Here is a 19,229-nt window from a genome sequence, read left to right as displayed (position 1 = left end):
ACAAAACCTACTTAAAACACCCTTATTGAAGGTTTTACCGACAAGTGAATTTCATTTATGACAACCAAGTGTAATATTTCACATCTTATCGTTCATTTTTCTGTATTTTTTTCGACTTTTATCACACTCAAAACAAATGCAAGAACACCCTGAAAAATCATTTAAAAACAATAAATTAAACTAGGTGTAAATTTAAAAAAACACAATATATTGGCATGTCTAGATAAAAAAAATTCTATTACACACAACTGTAATATTACTGAAATATTTCCGTTCTAGTATCAGCCTCAGTTTCAACAACAGACCATAAACAAGACATAAACGGTCCACGGAGAAAATGATTATGAACCAAGCTACTACTACAGCGGCGCCGATATCGAGCACTACTCGCTGGTTGCGCTGGGCTAACTTGGCATTCATGTTGTACCTGCTACTTCTAGCGGTATCGATGGTAGGCAGCGGCTTCAAAATGGCTACTGGTGATCAAGCAAAAGTATTGTTTGAATTTGCTTCACACCCTGTAGCAGGCCTAATGATCGGCTTAACAGCCACTGCTCTGATTCAGTCTTCTAGTACAGTAACTTCTATTATCGTGGGCTTAGTAGCCGGCGGTCTTCCAGTAGAAACAGCGATCCCTATGGTAATGGGTGCCAACATTGGTACAACCGTAACTAACACGCTAGTTTCATTGGGTCACGTTCGTTGTAAAGAAGAGTTTAAACGTGCATTCGCAAGTGCCACAATTCACGACTTCTTTAACCTACTGGCGGTAGCAATCTTCCTGCCACTAGAAATGATGTTTGGCATTCTAGATAAGATCTCTCACTGGTTAGTTTCTCCATTCCTAGCAACTGGTGATATGAGCATCAAAGGTTTGAACTTTATCAAGCCAATTACTAAGCCAGTGGTTAGTGCTATTCAAGATCCACTAGCAAGCTTTGGCAGCACGATGGGCGGTGTTATGCTTATCGTTCTAGGTATCGCTACAGTATTCATCGCAATCACTGTGATGGGTAAGCTAATGAAGAGCCTAATGGTTGGCCGTGCTCGTGAAATCCTGAAGAATGCAATTGGCCGTGGCCCAATCCACGGTATCTTCTCAGGCTCAGTAGTAACTGTGCTCGTTCAGTCTTCTTCAACGACGACTAGCTTAATGGTTCCACTTGTTGGCTCTGGCGTTCTGAAGGTACGTGATGTATACCCATTCACTCTAGGCGCTAACATCGGTACCTGTATCACGGCTCTACTAGCAGCAACTGCTGTATCAGGTGAGTTCGCAGTATTCGCACTACAGATTGCTCTAGTACACCTAGTGTTCAACATCATGGCGACAGTATTCATCTACGGTATTCCGTTCCTACGTGAACTACCAGTGAAAGGTGCAGACTTGATTTCAGACATGGCCGTGAAGAACAAAGCAGTTGTAGCCGGTTACCTTTTAGCAGTATTCATTGTACTGCCAGGTTCCATCCTAGCGCTGACTGCGTAATAAAAAGACACCATCGCTTACAAAGCCCCTAACCTAGGTTAGGGGCTTTTTTGTGCCTGTAACAACTCAGCAGTAATGCTCTAGTAACTGCTAGGTTCGCTCCCTAATTTTCCTCTAATGAGAAGATACAGCCCAGCTTCTCACCTATCGGTAAGCCACATCGCAGCGCAATTCAGTAAAAGTCTGTCCTGTTTAAACCTTGTTAAGCTCAATGAGCTAGGTGGTCGCGAATGTCCTACATACCCAAACAACTTCAATGAGCGGAATTCAGAATGAGTTTGCTTGGCCTACATGCTTTATTAGCTACCCTCACGTAGTCCCAGTAGGCTTTCCGATGGTTGCGGTGCCTGTAAACCAAGTGATTCTCGCAGAGCCTATTACCTTGAAGTTAATTGAGTATGGCTACAAAAAAGCCGCCCATGTTAGGCGGCTTAGTCAACATTGTTCCAATCTAGACTGAGAACGGATATTTTATCGCTTCATGACACTCGTACCCTTCTACCCAGAAGTCATCCAGTGTCACCCATGTTTCTAAATCTTCAAGAGACGTAATCTCAGGGTTGATATGGAAAGTCGGCGCTTTTAGTGGCTCACGCTTCAACTGAACATCACGCATTAGCTCAAGCTGGTCTTCGTAAATATGTGCATTAACTATTTTGTGGTAAGCCACTCCCGGCTTCTTGCCTGTTATCTGCGCCATAATCGCTAGGAACACATACACTTGAACCATATTAAAATTGAGGCCAAGAGGCACATCACAAGAGCGCTGAGTGCTGTTCAAGTGAAGCGTATCGTCAAGTAAAGAGAAATGATGGCTGTACATACACGGGCGTAGGCACCCCATGTGGAACTCACCTGGATTGTAAAAGTTTAGGATTTCACCACGGTCATCCACACCACGCGTCAAGTCATCTACAATCTTGTGCAGCTGATCAATATGACCACCATCCGGTTTAGCCCAAGCGCGACCTTGCACACCATATACACGGCCCATATCGTCTTCGCCCTTACGGTAAGGGTTATTGAGCCAGGCTTCATTCAAGTTGGCATTTGCATCCCAAGTTTTGGTACCGAGTTTGCGAAAATCTTCAGCATTATCGTAGCCACGAATGTATCCAAGAAGCTCTGCAACTGCCGCCTTCCAAAAGCTTTTTCTGGTTGTTACCAGTGGGAATTGATTGTTAGCAACATCGTAAGTGAGATCAGCATTGATAACGGTTAAGCATCGCTTCCCAGTACGTTCATTTTCAATCCAAGTACCTTCATCAACAATACGCTGACAGAGCTCTAAATACTGTTTCACACCAATTCCTTACTTCGTTTGTTGTGGTAATTCGTCTTTGTAGTGACCGCGCTTGTATGCCCAAACCATCATCAGCACACCAATAATAACCATTGGCAATGACAAGATTTGCCCCATCGAAATAAACCCGCCGAACAAGCCTAAATGCGCATCTGGTTCACGTACATATTCTACTAAGAAGCGGAATGTACCATATCCAGCAAGGAATAACCCTGATACAGAACCAAGAGGGCGTGGCTTTTTGATAAACCAGTTCAAGATAAAGAACAGCACAATACCTTCAAGCGCCATTTCATACAGTTGAGATGGATGACGAGGAAGCGGGCCGCCATTTGGGAACACGATTGCCCACGGAACATCAGTTACACGCCCCCAAAGCTCGCTGTTCATGAAGTTACCTAAACGGCCCATACCTAAACCGAACGGCACGAGTGGAGCAATAAAGTCGGCAACACCAAAGAAAGTACGACCATTTTTCTTCGCATACCAGAACATAGCGGTAATCACACCAAGCAAACCACCGTGGAAAGACATGCCACCAGTCCACACTTTGAACAAGTACAGAGGGTCATCTAGGAATAGATCAAAGTTGTAGAACAACACATAACCAACACGGCCACCAATAACGACACCTAAGAAACCAGCAAACAACAAATCGGAGACTTGCTCACGTGTCCAGCCACTGTTTGGTTTATCTGCTCGGCGGTTAGCCAACCACAACGCAAATGCGAAACCGACCAGATACATAAGCCCGTACCAGCGAACAGACAGTGGGCCGATAGAAAATAAAACAGGATCAATATTAGGAAATTCGATAAATCCCTGAGACATAAAAGGGTTCTCTTTTTGAATTGAAATCTATGAGTGAGATGACATTACAGCAACATAGTTCCTGCAACAAACATCAAAAATACAGCAAATATTTTTTTCAGCGCTTTGGTCGGCAAGCTGGTCGCCAGTTTTGCGCCAACGCGAGTCGTTAACATGGAGGTGGCAGCAATCGCCGCCAGTGCAGGCAAGTAAACATAACCAACGCTGTATTGAGGTAATTCAGCCACCTTAGAGCCATGTAGAATAAACCCCGTCATTCCTGAAATCGCGATGAAAAATCCACACACGGAAGAAGACCCGACCGCTTTTCTCATCTCGACGCCATGTTTGCTCAAAAATGGCACCGACAGTGAACCACCACCAATGCCAGCTAGGCTGGAGATAACACCGATTCCAGTGCCGTACAGAGACGTCACCACATTACTCGGCATCGCTTTCTGAGCTTGGGACTTAATAGACAAAAGCATTTGCAGCGCAAGGCACAATACAATCACACCAAACACTTTAGGGAGATATTGAGAAGGAATCCACTCGGCAACATAGGTTCCAGCAAATCCACCTACGACGACACCAGGCATTAGCCACTTCACAACAAACATGTCGACATTGCCCAGCTTGAGGTGATTAATGGCAGAAGAACCTGAGGTCACAATAATTGTTGCTAAAGACGTCGCCAAAGCCAATTGCATTGTGATATCTACACTGATGCCTGATTTTGGTAATAAGTAAAGCAATGCAGGTACGACGATAAGACCGCCACCAATGCCTAATAAGCCTGCCATCACACCCACTACGGAGCCTAGAGCAAGCAATAACAACAGCAGCTCAATATCCACATCTTTTCCCTATCGGTTAATTACTTCTTACCAGCACGAACAAAGCCTGCAAAACCTTTCTGCTCGAAATGTTTCAGCATCATAGTATAAATATTTTGTCCATATGGTTGTATCAGAGCTTTGTTAGCAAACATCTCGAGTTCTTCACTGCTAGAGTGACGCAGGAGGTACTTCACTTTAGCAACATTAGACGTGTTCATACTTAAGCTTCGATAACCCAGTCCTACAAGCAGCAAGCTACCAATAGGATCACCCGCTAGCTCACCACATACGCAGACAGGGAGATTGAGGGTTTGACAGGTATCATGGATCTGCTTTAACGCCATTATGACAGCAGGGTGCATGGATTCGTACACATCCGCTACTCGAGCATTGTTACGATCCACAGCAAGTAAGTACTGAGTAAGGTCGTTACTACCAACTGAAACGAAATCAATTTTATCAGCAATCAATGGCAATAAGTACAGCATGGAAGGTACTTCAACCATGATACCGACTTCTGGCATTTTAATGCGTTCATCAAGCAGAGACACTTCATTGTATGCTTGGTTTATCAGTGATAACGCATCATCCAATTCCTGAGTACTGGCAATCATTGGCAACAAGATACTCAAGTTTTGCTGTTCCGCGCTTGCTTTCATCATCGCACGGATCTGCATCAAGAAAATATCAGGATGATCCAAGGTAAAACGGATACCACGCCAGCCCAGGAATGGATTGTCTTCTTCAATAGGCAAGTAAGGCAGAGCTTTATCCCCTCCTACATCAAGAGTACGCATTACCACTCGCTTATTTGGGTAAGACTTGAGTACGCTTTGATACTGTTGAACTTGCTCTTCTTCTGAAGGGAACCTGTGCTGTAGCAGGAATGATATTTCAGTTCGGTACAACCCTACTCCATCAACCCCTTGGTTAATGGCAATGTTGGTATCGGCACTTAACCCCGCATTGAGCATCACCTCTACACGGTGATTATCCTTGGTCATTGCTGGCCTATCAGCGCCCTCGCTAACCATAGAAGCAAGCTCACGCTCTTCATTGACCAGCGCACGATACTCTTTCAATATTTGCTTGGTCGGAGAAACCAATACTTTACCGCTGTAACCATCAACGATGCCCTGCTTACCGTTGATATCCTTGAGGTTCAGACTTAGCCCCATTACGGCGGGAATACCTAACGCCCTCGACAAAATCGCTGCATGCGAGTTTGCAGCACCTTCAAGTGCAATAACTGCGAGCAACTTGTCTTTTGGCATCGAAGCTAATATTGATGCCGTTAACTCACGAACCACTAAAATTACTGGCTTGTCTAATTGCTGTTGTTCGTTCTCAGTATTGTGGAGAAAGTAAAGCAGTCGCTGACCGAGTTCTTTGATGTCATGGGCTCGTTCACGCAAATAGACGTCCGACATTTTGGCAAATCGGCTCGCATAGGTTTCAACAACCTGTCGCAACGCCCAATCCGCTCGGTCCCCTTTTTGAATTTGCTCTTTAAGATCTTTTCGCAACATCGGATCGTTAAGCAAGTGCGTAAAGAGGTCAAAAATCGCCAAGGCATCCTTGTTTATCTCTCGATCAAGCTTCTTACGCATACGGCGGAAGTCACTCAACGCTTCCTCAATCGCAAGCAACAACCATTCTTGCTCCTGATCGACATTAAGAGCAGATGCAGGGTAAACATCAGATAGTTGAGGCTGTGTGTCATCCCACCACAATTCACCAATTGCGACGCCTGAAGACGCAGGGATACCTTTGATCGCTTGTTGTTTCTTGGATAACTTCCAATGCCCTTGAGTTTGCGCGTGAGCAATAATAACGGCCAACTGCGCCGCTAATGTCACCAAAAATGATTCTTCCATTTCATCAAACAAGCGTGGCGTTTTTTGCTGAACAACTAAAACACCTAAGACTTGCTTACGATGAATGATGGGAGTCCCTAAGAAGCTTTGGTAAACCTGCTCACCAAGTTCAGGAAAGAGTTTAAAGTTAGGATGCTTTGATGCTTCAGCAACATTGATCGGCTCGGCGCTGCGTTTGACTAAACCAACCAAGCCCTCGCTAAAGCGAATGTGTATTTTGTCCCCTTTGAACTTGAGGCCCTGTGTAGCCATCAACTCCAAACGGTGCATTTCTTCATTGGCAAGGTAGATAGTGCAACACTCTGTATGCATTGCACTACATGTATGCTTAACCAAAACTTCTAACGCTTGGTATACGTCATCTACTTTGGAAACTTGTTCAACTATTTCCCTTAGTTGAGAAAGCATGTCTACCCTCTTCGGTGTTTGCGTTTGCCCTTGATTTTTCGTTCTCTAAACGGCATTGCCATCGTCGCAAATTCTTTCATCGCACGACGATAAACATCGCGCTTGAAGGACACGACCTGTCTAACTGGGTACCAATAACTTACCCAGCGCCAACCATCAAACTCAGGGGTACTACCTAACTGCATATTAATTCGTGACTCATCACAATCGAGCTTCAGTAGAAACCATTTCTGTTTTTGCCCGATACAGACGGGTTTTGAATCCCAGCGTACTAATCGTTTGGGTAATTTGTACCTTAACCAATGACGACTTGTTGCTACGATCTTTACGTCTTTTTTAGTAAGACCAACCTCTTCATACAACTCCCGATACATCGCTTGCTCGGCAGATTCTCCTTCATCAATTCCCCCTTGAGGAAATTGCCAAGAGTGTTGTCCGTATCGTTTAGCCCAGAAGACCTGACCATGGTTGTTACAGATTACAATTCCCACATTTAAGCGGTAACCATCGCCATCTATCACTGGCCAACCTCAAATAAAATCTTTAATTACAGTGATTTTTCCACATATCCCCAATAGGAGCAAACTTACTAGTGTGATTAGCACGTGATTTATTGGTAACAACAGCCCGCAAGGATAAGTTTTATCCAAGTTAACACTTATCAACACCACAATGAGACATTGACCACATTTATTCACCTTTTCTGTGAATAACTGTGTGAAGAATTGGAAGAAAACAGATCAAAGATCCTAGGTTGATACAAAACCGATCTACAAACATGAAATAAAATAATAATTTTAACCATTAAAAACATAATGTTAGTTAAATTTAATTTTTCACACCCCGCATAGAGCGTCAATAAAAACATCCAAAACACAGATCGGTCAAAGATCATCCAAAGCGGTTTTTATCCACACTCTTAGTTTCAAATTTGATAATAACCAGAATTTTCAAGCAGTTTAACGCCGATAAACCCCTGTTTTTTTACCCAGTAGAAACTAAGCAAGACATCACTTCTGATCAAGCTGTGGATAAGTGATTGCATGATGATCTTTTACTCAAAACGATCATAAAGTCAGCATCTCAAATCAGCGCCTCCGTCTCCTCATGCAAGCAATTAAAATGATTGGGTATACCGCTACCTCCTCACATTTTGTTAGAATTACTTTTTTACTAAGAGCCACAGACCCGATGAAACCAGAACCTCAGTCAGAATCAGAATTGTTCGAACGCGCGAGAGCAATTGCTGGGGTGAGCTTTGTAGATTTGGCTGAAGAAGCCGAAATGGATGTGCCTAAAGATCTCACTAGAGACAAAGGCTGGGTTGGACAATTACTCGAATGGCACTTAGGTGCTATTGCGGGCAGCAAGCCTCAGCAAGACTTCGAACAACTTGGCATTGAGTTAAAGAGTATTCCAATTAGTTACACCGGCAAACCGCTAGAAACAACCTTTGTTTGTGTTGCCCCACTCGTTGGCGTTCACGGTTTAACGTGGGAACAGAGCCACGTACGTAACAAGTTGTCGCGTGTATTGTGGGTACCAGTGGAAGGGGAACGTGAAATTCCTTTAGCGGATAGACGTGTTGGTTCACCCTTAATTTGGTCTCCTTCAGAACATGAAGAAAAGCAGTTAAAACAGGACTGGGAAGAATTAATGGAAATGATTGTTCTTGGCCAAGTAGAAAAGATCACTGCGAGGCACGGTGAAATGCTGCAACTGCGCCCTAAAGCGGCGAACAGCAGAGCATTAACCGACGCTTATGGAGCCAGCGGTAAGTTGATCAAAACCTTACCACGTGGCTTCTACTTAAGAACGCAATTTACGGCTAATATCCTACAATCGCATTTCGTTTAGTGGGTTACCAATGACATTTCGATGTCACAATAAGGTTGGTACGCTTCGCTGCCACACTCATCATAAGCATTATGGAGGCGTAGATACGCCTTTTCTACTCCTAACTTTAAGAGCTCCTCTTTGACTAATTCTAACGAGCCAAAGTGCATCGGTTCATCATTCAACTTGACCGGCTCAAGTTTATGCTTGTATTCCACTGCAATGAGATACTGCGAAAGATCCGAACAGCCAATCACAAAAACTTTCGGTGGCTGATAAGTTTCTTTATGTACCCCATGAATCCATTTATCTAATTGTCTTTTTTGCATAAACACCTCCGTCTAGAAAAGTTTAGTCAAAGACTCAACTTTTGCGAATGGGGGCTATGCCTATTCCACTATTGCTGGCATATTGGTTTGAAAACAACCAATAAAAGGAAGTGCAATGCAATACAACAAGTTGCCTTATTCCACATTAGAAGTCAGTAAAATTTGCCTTGGTACCATGACTTATGGGGAACAAAATACACAAAGCGATGCATTTAATCAGTTGGACTACGCTGTAGAGCGCGGAGTAAATTTCATAGACACTGCTGAGATGTACCCCGTCCCGCCGAAAAAAGACACACAAGGTGCGACAGAAAGTTATATTGGAAACTGGCTAAAACAGTCAGGCAAACGCGAAAAAGTCGTTATCGCAACTAAAGTCGCGGGCCCAAGAAACGTGCCGTATATTCGCGATAACATGAGTTTAGACAGACGTAATATTCATCAAGCAATCGATGATAGCTTGACGCGACTGAATACCGACTACATCGACTTGTACCAGCTTCATTGGCCTCAACGTCAAACCAACTGCTTCGGTCAACTCAATTACCCTTATCCAGATGAACAAGGTGACGTCCCACTAGTGGAAACACTCGAGGCGCTCAACGAGTTGGTAAACGCCGGTAAGATTCGTTACATCGGTGTATCCAATGAAACACCTTGGGGCGTAATGAGCTTACTGAAACTAGCTGAAAAACATGAGCTTCCACGGATTGTTTCTATCCAAAACCCATACAATCTGTTGAACCGAAGTTTTGAAGTCGGCTTATCAGAAATTAGTCATTATGAAGGGGTTCAGTTACTTGCATACTCGCCTCTCGCCTTTGGTTGTTTGAGCGGTAAATACTTGGATGGAGCTCGTCCAGAAGGTGCTCGCTGTTCATTGTTCGAACGCTTCTCACGTTACTTTACTCCACAAGGAATTAAAGCAACTCAAGCTTATGTAGATGTAGCGAATAAGCATGGACTCGACCCCGCGCAAATGGCACTTGCGTTTGTCAACCAAAGACCTTTTGTGGCTTCAAATATTATTGGTGCTACGACGATGGAGCAGCTCAAGTCCAATATCGATAGTTTAGATGTGGTGCTAACAGATGAGCTAATGCAGGACTTACAAGAGGTTGGTACCACTTACTCCAACCCTTGTCCTTAACAATATGATTACGGGCTAGCGCCTCCTGCCGCTAGCCCGTTTTACTACGTCAGTATTCGCGTACTGAGTACTCGACGAAGATGACGTACACGGCGCTCAGCTTTGACTGCGTCAGGTTCACTTACTCCAATCGGACGACCATCACTTTCTAAGCCGATGTCTTTTAGTAGATGGGTGTTTTCCCAAGGAATTGCGTAAGCACTACGGCGCAATTTTCGTTTCCATTCACGCTCTTCACGACGTAGATCAGCACGTACTAGCAGTGTTGCTAATTTTAGGTATACAGAATGACTCATGATATTTCTCCAGTTTGTATGTGACTGGGGAAAATGACAGGTAGAAGAAGTAGATAGATTCCCGTTAGGCTGCCATTTTCCGCAGCCTAAAAGGTTACGGATTAACTATTGTTTTGAGCTAGATTTACGATCGGTACCAAAGCTGGTGACGCGAATAGACTTGGCCGTATCAGACATGGTCCAATCCATAGAAGCACAAACAGTTGCGGTAACATTTAAATGTTTCATTTGTGCCTCCTAGCTAATAATTAATCCGGTAAATTTTGAAATGTGGAGCTGTTGCTCACGGTTAAATTCTATGCAATCAAGGTTATAAATCAACCGCTAATTTGCGCAAAAAGAAAAAACAATTTTTTCACCTAGAATTAACCTTACCTCTCACAATGAAATAACATATTCATCTGGGTTATATTGAATAACCAACACATTGCATTAAAACAAAAAAGCTAAGCGCCTAAGTGCTTAGCCTTTTTATCTATATACTCAAATAGTTACATTGCATGTTCGCTGATCAAGTTATGCTTGTTCAATAAACGATACATTGTTGCACGTGATACACCCAGTTCTTTGGCTGCCATCGATACCTGCCCAGAATGAGACTCTAATACTAACAACAAGGCGTCACGTTCGCTTCGCTCACGAATACTTTTAAGGCTGCGTCGTCCATCACTGCGTTTAGGTAAATCGAGCTGGTGTTCTTCAATCATCACATTGTCTGACATCAGCACAATACGCTTAATTTGATTCATCAACTCGCGAACATTGCCTGGCCAGTGGTAACGAGTGAGTTCACGGATAGCTTCTTCAGTAAAGCTACGTGCTTGCGCATTAAATTCTTTTGAGTATTCCTGCAAGAAGTGACGCGCCAATACAGAGATATCTCCAGCCCGTTCCTTGATACTTGGTACGTTAATACGTAGCACGTTAATGTAGTGGTATAGCTCCTCGTTGAAGTCACCATCAATTAATGCTTTTTCAATATCTGATGAGTTGGCCGCAAGGATTCTGACATCCACTTCCTTGCGTCCATCCACTGTATCTACCGTGCCTTCTTGTAAGAAGCGCAATAAATTGAGCTGCTGCGATTTTGGTAAAGTGAGAATGTCGTTGAGCAAGATAGTGCCACCATCAGCTCTTTCAAGCATCGATACTTGCGTATCATCTTCTCGATCAATCCCAAACAAGTCACACTCAATTCTTCGCTCAGACATCGCTCGGCAATTTACCGAAATAAACTCTTTCTGAGCACGAGCCGAGGTTTTGTGCACTGCTCGTGCTACCGTTTCTTTGCCAGTACCACTTTCTCCATAGATAAGAATACTCACGTCTGTCGGCCCGATGCGTTTGATTTGGTCACGTAGGCGTTTCATTGGAATAGAATCACCAATGAGCCCCATGTCGTTATTTTCACCATAGTTAGGCCATACTTTCTTTTCGAGCTTAAGCATGCCGAGTTGGTGACCAATCGTGCTCAGCAGCTGGGCATCGGGTATTGGCGCAGTGAAAAAATCAATACAAAAGTTAACGATGAACTGGCAAATAGTATCCGAGCTCAGTTGAGATTCTCGAATAAAAGCAAGCCAGCGCACTTGCTTGTGATTGCTGACTAAATTGGCGATACCGTTCAAGCTAAACTCATCATGGCTGAGATCAACGATACCAATGCAGGGTCCTGTTTCAGTAAATAGAGCATCTGCTTTACGTAAATCGGCACATTGGGTACAACGCCAGCCAACCTGCTCTAATACTGAAAGCCAAGGTTCGTACGTCCCACCCACAACGACTAGTGAACCAGGGACAGAATCCATACGGAATTGAGTGCCCATTTATATGTTCCTTATACTGACAAATCTTATCTATATGCAGTGCAATGTTTCGCACATACCGCTGAGCGTTACATTATCGAGACTTGGACAGATAATCTGTCTCACATTTAAGACTAGTTAGCCATTACTAATATTTCTAGTCAATAAGTCGATCAGGATTCACAACGTAAATGTAATAAATCGAAGTATTCAGTTTTGCGTACGTTCAAATAAAAAGAAGCCACCTTAATATAGGTGGCTTCCTTAAATTCAATGACTGAAGATTACTGTTGAGGACGCATTGCCGGGAACAGAATCACGTCACGGATTGTGTGCGTGTTAGTAAACAGCATTGCTAGGCGGTCGATACCGATACCTTGACCTGCTGTTGGTGGTAAGCCGTGTTCAAGTGCTGTGATGTAGTCTGCATCGTAGTACATTGCTTCATCATCGCCTGCATCTTTAGCATTAACTTGCGCTTTGAAACGCTCGTCTTGGTCTTGTGCATCGTTAAGCTCTGAGAAGCCGTTTGCAACTTCACGACCACCGATAAAGAACTCAAAACGGTCTGTGAAGAACGGGTTGTCATCGCTACGGCGAGCTAGAGGAGAGATGTCTGCTGGGTAACCAGTGATGAAAGTTGGTTGAATTAGCTGAGGCTCAGCTGTTTCACCAAAGATCTCTTCAAGAAGCTGACCACATGTCCAGAAAGACTCAACTTCAACGTGTACAGACTTCGCGATTGCTACCATCTTCTCACGATCTTGTAGATCTGCTTCTGTTAGAGCTTGAATTTCAGCGTGATCAGGGTTGTACTGCTTGATAGCATCGAACATGCTTAGACGCGCGTACTTACCACCAAACTCTACAGTCTCATCACCATAAGGCATAGATGTTGAACCAAGAACATCCATTGCTACTGTACTGAGCATCTCTTCTGTTAGATCCATTAGATCTTTGTAGTCAGAGTACGCTTGGTAGAATTCCATCATTGTGAATTCTGGGTTGTGACGTGGCGATAGGCCTTCGTTACGGAAGTTACGGTTGATCTCGAATACGCGGTCAAAACCACCCACTACTAGACGCTTCAGGTAAAGCTCAGGTGCAACACGTAGGTACATGTCGATATCTAGCGCATTGTGGTGAGTAATGAATGGACGAGCCGTTGCACCACCTGGGATCACGTGCATCATTGGCGTTTCCACTTCTAGATAGCCTTTTGAGCTCATGAAGTTACGGATTGCCGATACAAGCTTAGAACGGATGATGAACGCTTCACGTGAATCTTGGTTCACGATTAGGTCAACGTAACGCTGACGGTAACGCATCTCTTGGTCAGTCAGACCGTGGAACTTCTCTGGAAGTGGACGAAGTGCTTTAGTTAGCAGCTCGTAAGACTCCATGTTCACGTAAAGGTCACCTTTACCTGACTTGTGAAGTGCACCTTTAACACCGATGATGTCACCGATATCTAGGCCTTGGTATTTCTCTTTCAGCTCTTTTTGAACATCTTTCGCTGCATATGCTTGGATACGGCCAGATGTTTCTTGGATAGCTAGGAATGGACCACGCTTAGCCATTACACGGCCAGCGATTGCAACAACGTGGTTTAGCTCTTCTAGCTCTTCCTTCGTCTTTTCACCGAATTCCGCTTGAAGGTCGCCAGCTAGGTGCTCACGACGGAAGTCATTTGGGTGGCCGTTTGCTTTGCAGCTCTTACGGATATGATCCAGTTTAGCGCGGCGCTCAGCAATTAGCTTATTCTCTTCTTGTGCGTTTTCGTTTTGAACAGCATCAGTCATTTTCGATGTATCCTGTTTTCGTTAGTAACGAGTGTTTTTTCGGTGAAAAGCTTACAGACCTGATTTCAGGCTAGCTTCGATAAATTTGTCTAGGTCGCCATCAAGAACCGCTTGAGTATTGCGGTTTTCTACGCCAGTACGTAGGTCTTTAATGCGCGAGTCATCAAGTACGTAAGAGCGGATTTGGCTACCCCAACCGATGTCAGATTTCGCATCTTCATTGGCTTGCTTCTCTGCATTCTGTTTTTGAATCTCTAATTCAAACAGTTTTGCACGAAGCTGCTTCATCGCTTGGTCTTTGTTCTTATGCTGAGAACGGTCATTCTGACATTGAACCACTGTGTTGGTTGGAACGTGAGTAATACGAACCGCCGATTCCGTGGTGTTTACGTGCTGACCACCTGCACCAGATGCACGGTATACGTCAATACGTAGGTCGGAAGGGTTAATGTCGATATCAATGTTGTCATCAATCTCTGGGTAGATAAACGCAGATGCAAACGAAGTATGACGACGACCGCTTGAGTCAAATGGAGACTTACGAACTAAGCGGTGTACACCCGTTTCCGTGCGTAGCCAACCGTAAGCATACTCGCCAGAGATGCGCACAGTTGCGCCCTTCAAGCCAGCCACCTCTCCCTCAGATACTTCAATTACTTCGGTCTTAAAGCCTTTCGCTTCAGCCCAACGCAAGTACATGCGCAGCATCATTGAAGTCCAATCTTGTGCTTCTGTACCACCGGAACCTGATTGTAGGTCGATATAGCAATCTGAAGCATCGTGATCACCCGAGAACATACGACGAAATTCCAGCTTCTCAAGCTTTGCTTCTAGCTCAGCGAGTTCTGGTTCAATTTCCTCAAAAGTCTCTTGGTCTTCTTCTTCTACCGCCAGCTCTAGTAAGCCATCTACATCTTCAACACCTTGGTCAAGTAAGTCGATGGTTTCTACTACCGCTTCCAGAGATGCACGTTCTTTACCCAGTGCTTGTGCACGTTCAGGTTCATTCCATACATCTGGCTGTTCTAGTTCTGCGTTGACTTCTTCTAGACGCTCTTTCTTAGCGTCATAGTCAAAGATACCCCCTCAGGATATTTGTGCGCTCAGACACATCCTGCAGACGGTTTTTAATAGGATTGATTTCAAACATGTTTGCTCAACATTTATGAATAGAATTTAACCGCAGAATTCTACTCAAAATTGTGACGAAGATACAGAAAAAAAATAGGCTCAAATCGGGAAATGAAAAAAGGCTAGTGTTTCCACCAGCCTTTTTGTCATCTGCGATAAACGAGAAAAGTTAAACCGTTTCTTCAGTTAGCTCTTCATTTTGACGGCTGCCTATAAAGCACATACAAATCATCGCTGCTGCCGTTGGTAATAACCACCCCATTCCGATTTCAAATAGAGGTAACATGTTGAAAGCAGATACATCGATACCCGCGACTTTAGCCGCATCAATTAACGCAAACATTAGTGCAACTAAAATCACCACTCGGTACGCTGCCTGAGGGTTCGGTAATTTAGAGCGAATAAAGGTCAGTGCAACCAATGCAATCGCAACTGGGTACAGAGCAAACAGCACAGGAACCGATAATGCAATTAACTGAGATAGGCCAACATTAGCAACCGTCGCACACGCAATACCGTTGATCACAACCCATTGCTTGTAAGAAAGCGGAGTCAATGAACAGAAGTAATCAGAACACGCTGAGATCAGGCCAATTGCAGTCGTCAAACACGCAAGCAACACAATCACCGACAACACAATTTGACCATATGGGCCAAACAGTGACTGCACGTACAAGCTCAGCACAACACCACCATTGTCAGCACCAGCAGCAACAGATGCACTAGTTGCGCCCAAGTAGAAAAGAGATACGTAAACAAAAGTCAGGCCTGCCGCCGCAATACAGCCAGCAGCAATGAGGTACTTCGACGTAGCACTTTGTTCAGTGATGCCTTTTTTACGCAATGCATCCACAATCAATACACCAAACATCAATGAACCAAAGGTATCCATGGTGTTGTAACCTTCTAGGAAACCTTTTTGCAATGGGTGTGTTAAGTATTCACCGTGCGCAGCTAACACTTCCCCTTGTGGATCAATAAAAACGGCCAAGGCCAGTACAATTAGACCAACAAATAGAACTGGGGTCAGGACTTTACCGATCACATCAATCAACTTGCCTTGTGACCAAGCAAAGAACATCGCGATAGCAAAGAATGCAATTGAGAAAATCGTTAAATGGGATTGCGCCGCATCAACGAAAAATGGCTTAACTGCCATTTCGTAAGCAACCAACCCGGTACGAGGCGCAGCAAACGCAGGGCCTATGATAATGAAGATCAATACGGCCATGATCATCGCTGCACGCTTAGGCAGATCTTTAGTTAAGTGCTCCCATGAGCCACCTGCTACAGCAATAGCAACAATAGTAATAAGAGGAAGACCTACTGCTGTTAACAAGAAACCTGTCATCGCTGGAATCAGGCTTTCACCAGCCAGCTGCCCTGCTAGAGGTGGGAAAATAATGTTGCCCGCCCCTAAGAAAAACGCAAATAGCATAAAGCCTACTGCGATAATGTCTGTTAATTTTAAAGTCTGCTTCACAGCTAACCCTTATAATAATTTTTTAAAAATGTTGTGTGCGCTAGTTTGCAAAATCTGTGCAATTAGCATGTAAACTCGAGCGGATGATGACGAAATCACTAACAATTCGCAACCATTAAGGAAAAAACACCATATAAATTCAGGATGAGGAATAGAAAGCAGTGAATAGCACTGGTATTTATATAAAGACCAGAATTTATAACCAAACAAAATGGATACATCTCATAAACAAATTAGAACATTAATCTAAAAACCGCGTAAACATTAGTGACAGGCACTATAAATAAGTTGATTAACAAATAATCATGAAAGAATCTAAAAACACGACTAAAGACTTCAAATTTAAACAATTTTCAATTCATGGCGGGCAATCTGGAATGCCAGTCAGTACCGATGGCGTCCTGCTCGGTGCTTGGAGTGGAATAGATGGTGCTGAAACGTTACTTGATATAGGCACAGGAACGGGATTGCTATCCCTGATGTGTTTGCAGCGTAATCCAAGGCTGTCGGTTGTTGCCGTAGATATAGAACAAAATGCCTACCAAGCAGCAAAGCAGAATGCCGAGCAATCACCGTGGCGACACAATATCGAAGTGCTGCATACAGACGTACTTAGTCATAGATTTGAGCGTACTTTCTCACACATTATCTGCAACCCCCCGTACTTTAATAGCGGCGAGCAAGCCGAGAGTAAACCTCGAGCCACCGCCAGACATACAGATACTTTGAACCACCATGATTTACTCAAGCGTTGCCAAACATTACTGCAGCCTAACGGCCGAGCGAGCTTTATTTTACCCACCTTTGAGGGAGAGCAAATGCTTCAGTTCGCCGAACAATCAGGCTGGTACATCAGCCGAAAATGCATTGTAAAGCCATCTATAAAAAAAGCCGCACATCGATTACTATTTGAGCTGAGCTTACACCCCATCGAATGCAACGTAAGCAAGCTAACGATTCATACCCCGCAAGGTTATAGCGACGAGTTTATTTCTCTTACCAAAGACTTTTATTTAAAGATGTAGAAATAACATGTGATCCTTATCACCGAACGCTCTATAATGTGCGACCTTAATTTTGCCCTTAAATGCCTACAGGCTTGTGGAGAACCACTGTGATCAGAACTTTTGCTGACCTTGAACTTGACCAAAATCTTCTTGAAGCCATAGAAGAGATGGGCTTTGATCGCCCAACCCAAATCCAAGCAGAAGCAATCCCACAAGCACTAGACGGGAAAGACATTCTTGCTTCTGCACCGACAGGGACAGGCAAAACTGCTGCGTTTGTTATCCCTGCCCTGCAATATTTGCAAGACTTTCCACGTAAGAAAGCAGGCCCTGCTCGCGTGTTGATCCTAACTCCAACGCGTGAATTAGCAATGCAGGTAGCAGACCAAGCACGTGCATTAGCAAAAAACACTAAGCTTAATATTTTCACCATTACCGGTGGTGTTCAGTATCAAGAGCACGCAGATATCCTAGCTACAACCCAAGATATCGTGGTTGCAACACCTGGCCGTTTAATGGAATACATCGAAGCAGAACGATTTGATTGCCGCGCAATTGAATGGCTGATCTTAGATGAAGCGGATCGCATGCTAGACATGGGCTTTGGCCCAACGGTTGACCGTTTATCGGCTGAGTGTCGTTGGCGTAAGCAAACTCTACTATTCTCTGCAACATTAGAAGGTCGTGGCGTTGAAGGTTTCACTGCTGATCTTTTAAAAGAGCCGGCTGAAATTGATGCTGAACCTTCACGCCGCGAGCGTAAAAAAATCACACAGTGGTATCACCGTGCAGACGACATGGAACACAAGTTAGCTCTGTTGAAAGTCATCATCACTGAGCAAGCAGAGCGCTCTATCATCTTCCTCAAAACGCGTGAGCGTTTGGCCGATTTGCGCGTAGAGCTTGAAAAAGCTCAAATCCCTTGTGCATGGATTCAAGGCGAAATGCCGCAAGACCGCCGTAACAACGCGATTGCACGATTCCGTGATGGTAGTGTCAACGTCTTACTGGCAACGGATGTCGCTGCTCGTGGTATCGACTTACCTGATGTTAGCCACGTGATTAACTTTGATATGCCACGCACGGCTGATGTTTACCTGCACCGTATTGGCCGTACAGCTCGCGCTGGTAAAAAAGGTAACGCCCTATCACTCGTAGAAGCGCACGATCAACCTATGCTAGATCGTGTTGCTCGTTATACTAAAGAAGACATCAAAGAACGCTTTATCAAAGAGCTTCGTCCTAAACACAAGAAACCAGTGTTTAAGAAAAAGAACAAGAAGAAAGACGATAAGAAAAAAACAGCTGTTAAAGGTAAAAAGAAAACAGCGAAGAAGAAAAAGTAACAGCTAAAAATGGAAAGGGCTGGTGTTTCGCGCCAGCCCTTTTTGCATCTAGAATCCATCTAAATAGCTCAACGCAGCTTCCCCATCCATCACCGTAACAGCCTTTCTATCCAATTGAGTTTATTAAATAAATTCTTTTATCAATTTTTAGTTCTGTTCAGAAAGCCCATAACCAGCACAGCCGGTGACAACCGTGAACATCAATAACGTGATGTAGCACATGAATATCCATCAATATTACACAGCATCTCATAGGATATGGGACTTCACGCATTACAATTCTGCCCCTCTGCATTTCTCTGAATAAGAGACTCATAA

The 19,229-nt window shown here is 44.0% G+C and carries 17 protein-coding genes; 5 read left to right on the top strand and 12 right to left on the bottom strand.

The features are described from left to right. The first annotated feature begins 343 nt into the window (after positions 1 to 343). Positions 344 to 1,489, top strand: a complete 1,146-nt coding sequence (locus tag J4N42_RS02830; protein ID WP_252029607.1) for a Na/Pi symporter — start codon at positions 344 to 346, stop codon at positions 1,487 to 1,489. Between the two features lie 451 nt (positions 1,490 to 1,940). Here the strand turns inward: J4N42_RS02830 and J4N42_RS02825 are convergent, their stop codons facing one another. Genes J4N42_RS02825 through rppH form a run of 5 tightly spaced genes read right to left on the bottom strand, consistent with a single transcriptional unit; the run spans position 1,941 to position 7,247 of the window. After that, on the bottom strand, positions 1,941 to 2,792 hold the full coding sequence (locus J4N42_RS02825; RefSeq protein WP_252029606.1) for a thymidylate synthase: 852 nt from the start codon (positions 2,790 to 2,792) through the stop codon (positions 1,941 to 1,943). 9 nt (positions 2,793 to 2,801) lie between these two features. After that, positions 2,802 to 3,623 carry a prolipoprotein diacylglyceryl transferase gene (lgt, locus tag J4N42_RS02820; protein ID WP_252029604.1) on the bottom strand — a complete coding sequence of 274 codons (822 nt, stop codon included), beginning with the start codon at positions 3,621 to 3,623 and terminating at the stop codon, positions 2,802 to 2,804. A 44-nt stretch (positions 3,624 to 3,667) separates the two neighbouring features. Beyond that, complete coding sequence (locus J4N42_RS02815) at positions 3,668 to 4,459, bottom strand: sulfite exporter TauE/SafE family protein (RefSeq protein ID WP_252029602.1); 792 nt, start codon at positions 4,457 to 4,459, stop codon at positions 3,668 to 3,670. A 20-nt stretch (positions 4,460 to 4,479) separates the two neighbouring features. Continuing rightward, positions 4,480 to 6,726 carry a phosphoenolpyruvate--protein phosphotransferase gene (ptsP, locus tag J4N42_RS02810; RefSeq protein WP_252029600.1) on the bottom strand — a complete coding sequence of 749 codons (2,247 nt, stop codon included), beginning with the start codon at positions 6,724 to 6,726 and terminating at the stop codon, positions 4,480 to 4,482. A 2-nt stretch (positions 6,727 to 6,728) separates the two neighbouring features. Further along, entirely contained in the window at positions 6,729 to 7,247 is a 519-nt protein-coding gene (gene rppH / locus J4N42_RS02805) for an RNA pyrophosphohydrolase (protein WP_252029598.1), read from the bottom strand. Positions 7,248 to 7,917: 670 nt separating this feature from the next. Between rppH and mutH the strand changes: the two genes are divergently transcribed. Continuing rightward, on the top strand, positions 7,918 to 8,583 hold the full coding sequence (mutH, locus tag J4N42_RS02800; RefSeq protein ID WP_252029597.1) for a DNA mismatch repair endonuclease MutH: 666 nt from the start codon (positions 7,918 to 7,920) through the stop codon (positions 8,581 to 8,583). On the opposite strand, the gene J4N42_RS02795 is transcribed toward mutH, so the two are convergent. Continuing rightward, positions 8,580 to 8,891, bottom strand: coding sequence for a DUF6482 family protein (locus J4N42_RS02795; protein ID WP_252029596.1), 312 nt, complete (start codon positions 8,889 to 8,891; stop codon positions 8,580 to 8,582). The two genes, mutH and J4N42_RS02795, sit on opposite strands and share 4 nt — an antisense overlap. 115 nt (positions 8,892 to 9,006) lie before the next feature. On the opposite strand from J4N42_RS02795, the gene J4N42_RS02790 reads away from it, so the two are divergent. Beyond that, a complete protein-coding gene (locus J4N42_RS02790; RefSeq protein WP_252029595.1) occupies positions 9,007 to 10,041 on the top strand; it encodes an NADP(H)-dependent aldo-keto reductase in 1,035 nt (344 codons plus the stop codon). A gap of 44 nt (positions 10,042 to 10,085) precedes the next feature. Here J4N42_RS02790 and J4N42_RS02785 read toward each other — a convergent pair whose 3' ends face one another. From J4N42_RS02785 to brnQ, 6 genes are all read right to left on the bottom strand, one after another. Beyond that, complete coding sequence (locus tag J4N42_RS02785) at positions 10,086 to 10,337, bottom strand: DUF1127 domain-containing protein (RefSeq protein ID WP_252029594.1); 252 nt, start codon at positions 10,335 to 10,337, stop codon at positions 10,086 to 10,088. A 105-nt stretch (positions 10,338 to 10,442) separates the two neighbouring features. Next, positions 10,443 to 10,565, bottom strand: coding sequence for a hypothetical protein (locus J4N42_RS22610; RefSeq protein WP_286036660.1), 123 nt, complete (start codon positions 10,563 to 10,565; stop codon positions 10,443 to 10,445). Between the two features lie 263 nt (positions 10,566 to 10,828). Next, positions 10,829 to 12,163, bottom strand: a complete 1,335-nt coding sequence (gene vpsR, locus J4N42_RS02780) for a cyclic-di-GMP-binding transcriptional regulator VpsR (protein WP_252029591.1) — start codon at positions 12,161 to 12,163, stop codon at positions 10,829 to 10,831. Positions 12,164 to 12,426: 263 nt separating this feature from the next. Next, on the bottom strand, positions 12,427 to 13,944 hold the full coding sequence (gene lysS, locus J4N42_RS02775; protein ID WP_252029589.1) for a lysine--tRNA ligase: 1,518 nt from the start codon (positions 13,942 to 13,944) through the stop codon (positions 12,427 to 12,429). Positions 13,945 to 13,995: 51 nt separating this feature from the next. Further along, positions 13,996 to 15,094, bottom strand: a protein-coding gene (gene prfB / locus J4N42_RS02770) for a peptide chain release factor 2 (protein ID WP_252029587.1) whose coding sequence is annotated in 2 segments (ribosomal slippage) — positions 13,996 to 15,018 and positions 15,020 to 15,094 — 1,098 coding nt in all. Because the reading frame shifts where the segments join, the coding sequence is not laid out codon by codon here. Positions 15,095 to 15,244: 150 nt separating this feature from the next. After that, a complete protein-coding gene (gene brnQ, locus J4N42_RS02765) occupies positions 15,245 to 16,558 on the bottom strand; it encodes a branched-chain amino acid transport system II carrier protein (RefSeq protein WP_252029584.1) in 1,314 nt (437 codons plus the stop codon). A 305-nt stretch (positions 16,559 to 16,863) separates the two neighbouring features. Between brnQ and J4N42_RS02760 the strand changes: the two genes are divergently transcribed. Both J4N42_RS02760 and srmB read left to right on the top strand, forming a co-directional pair. Continuing rightward, positions 16,864 to 17,583, top strand: coding sequence for a tRNA1(Val) (adenine(37)-N6)-methyltransferase (locus J4N42_RS02760; protein WP_252029582.1), 720 nt, complete (start codon positions 16,864 to 16,866; stop codon positions 17,581 to 17,583). An 89-nt stretch (positions 17,584 to 17,672) separates the two neighbouring features. Continuing rightward, entirely contained in the window at positions 17,673 to 18,911 is a 1,239-nt protein-coding gene (gene srmB, locus J4N42_RS02755; protein WP_252029580.1) for an ATP-dependent RNA helicase SrmB, read from the top strand. Positions 18,912 to 19,229 lie beyond the last annotated feature (318 nt).

The sequence above is a fragment of the Vibrio sp. SCSIO 43135 genome (assembly GCF_023716665.1).
GTDB lineage: Bacteria > Pseudomonadota > Gammaproteobacteria > Enterobacterales > Vibrionaceae > Vibrio > Vibrio paucivorans.
The sequence above is the reverse complement of the archived record's forward strand: the minus strand, read 5'-3'. Positions and strand labels throughout refer to the sequence as shown.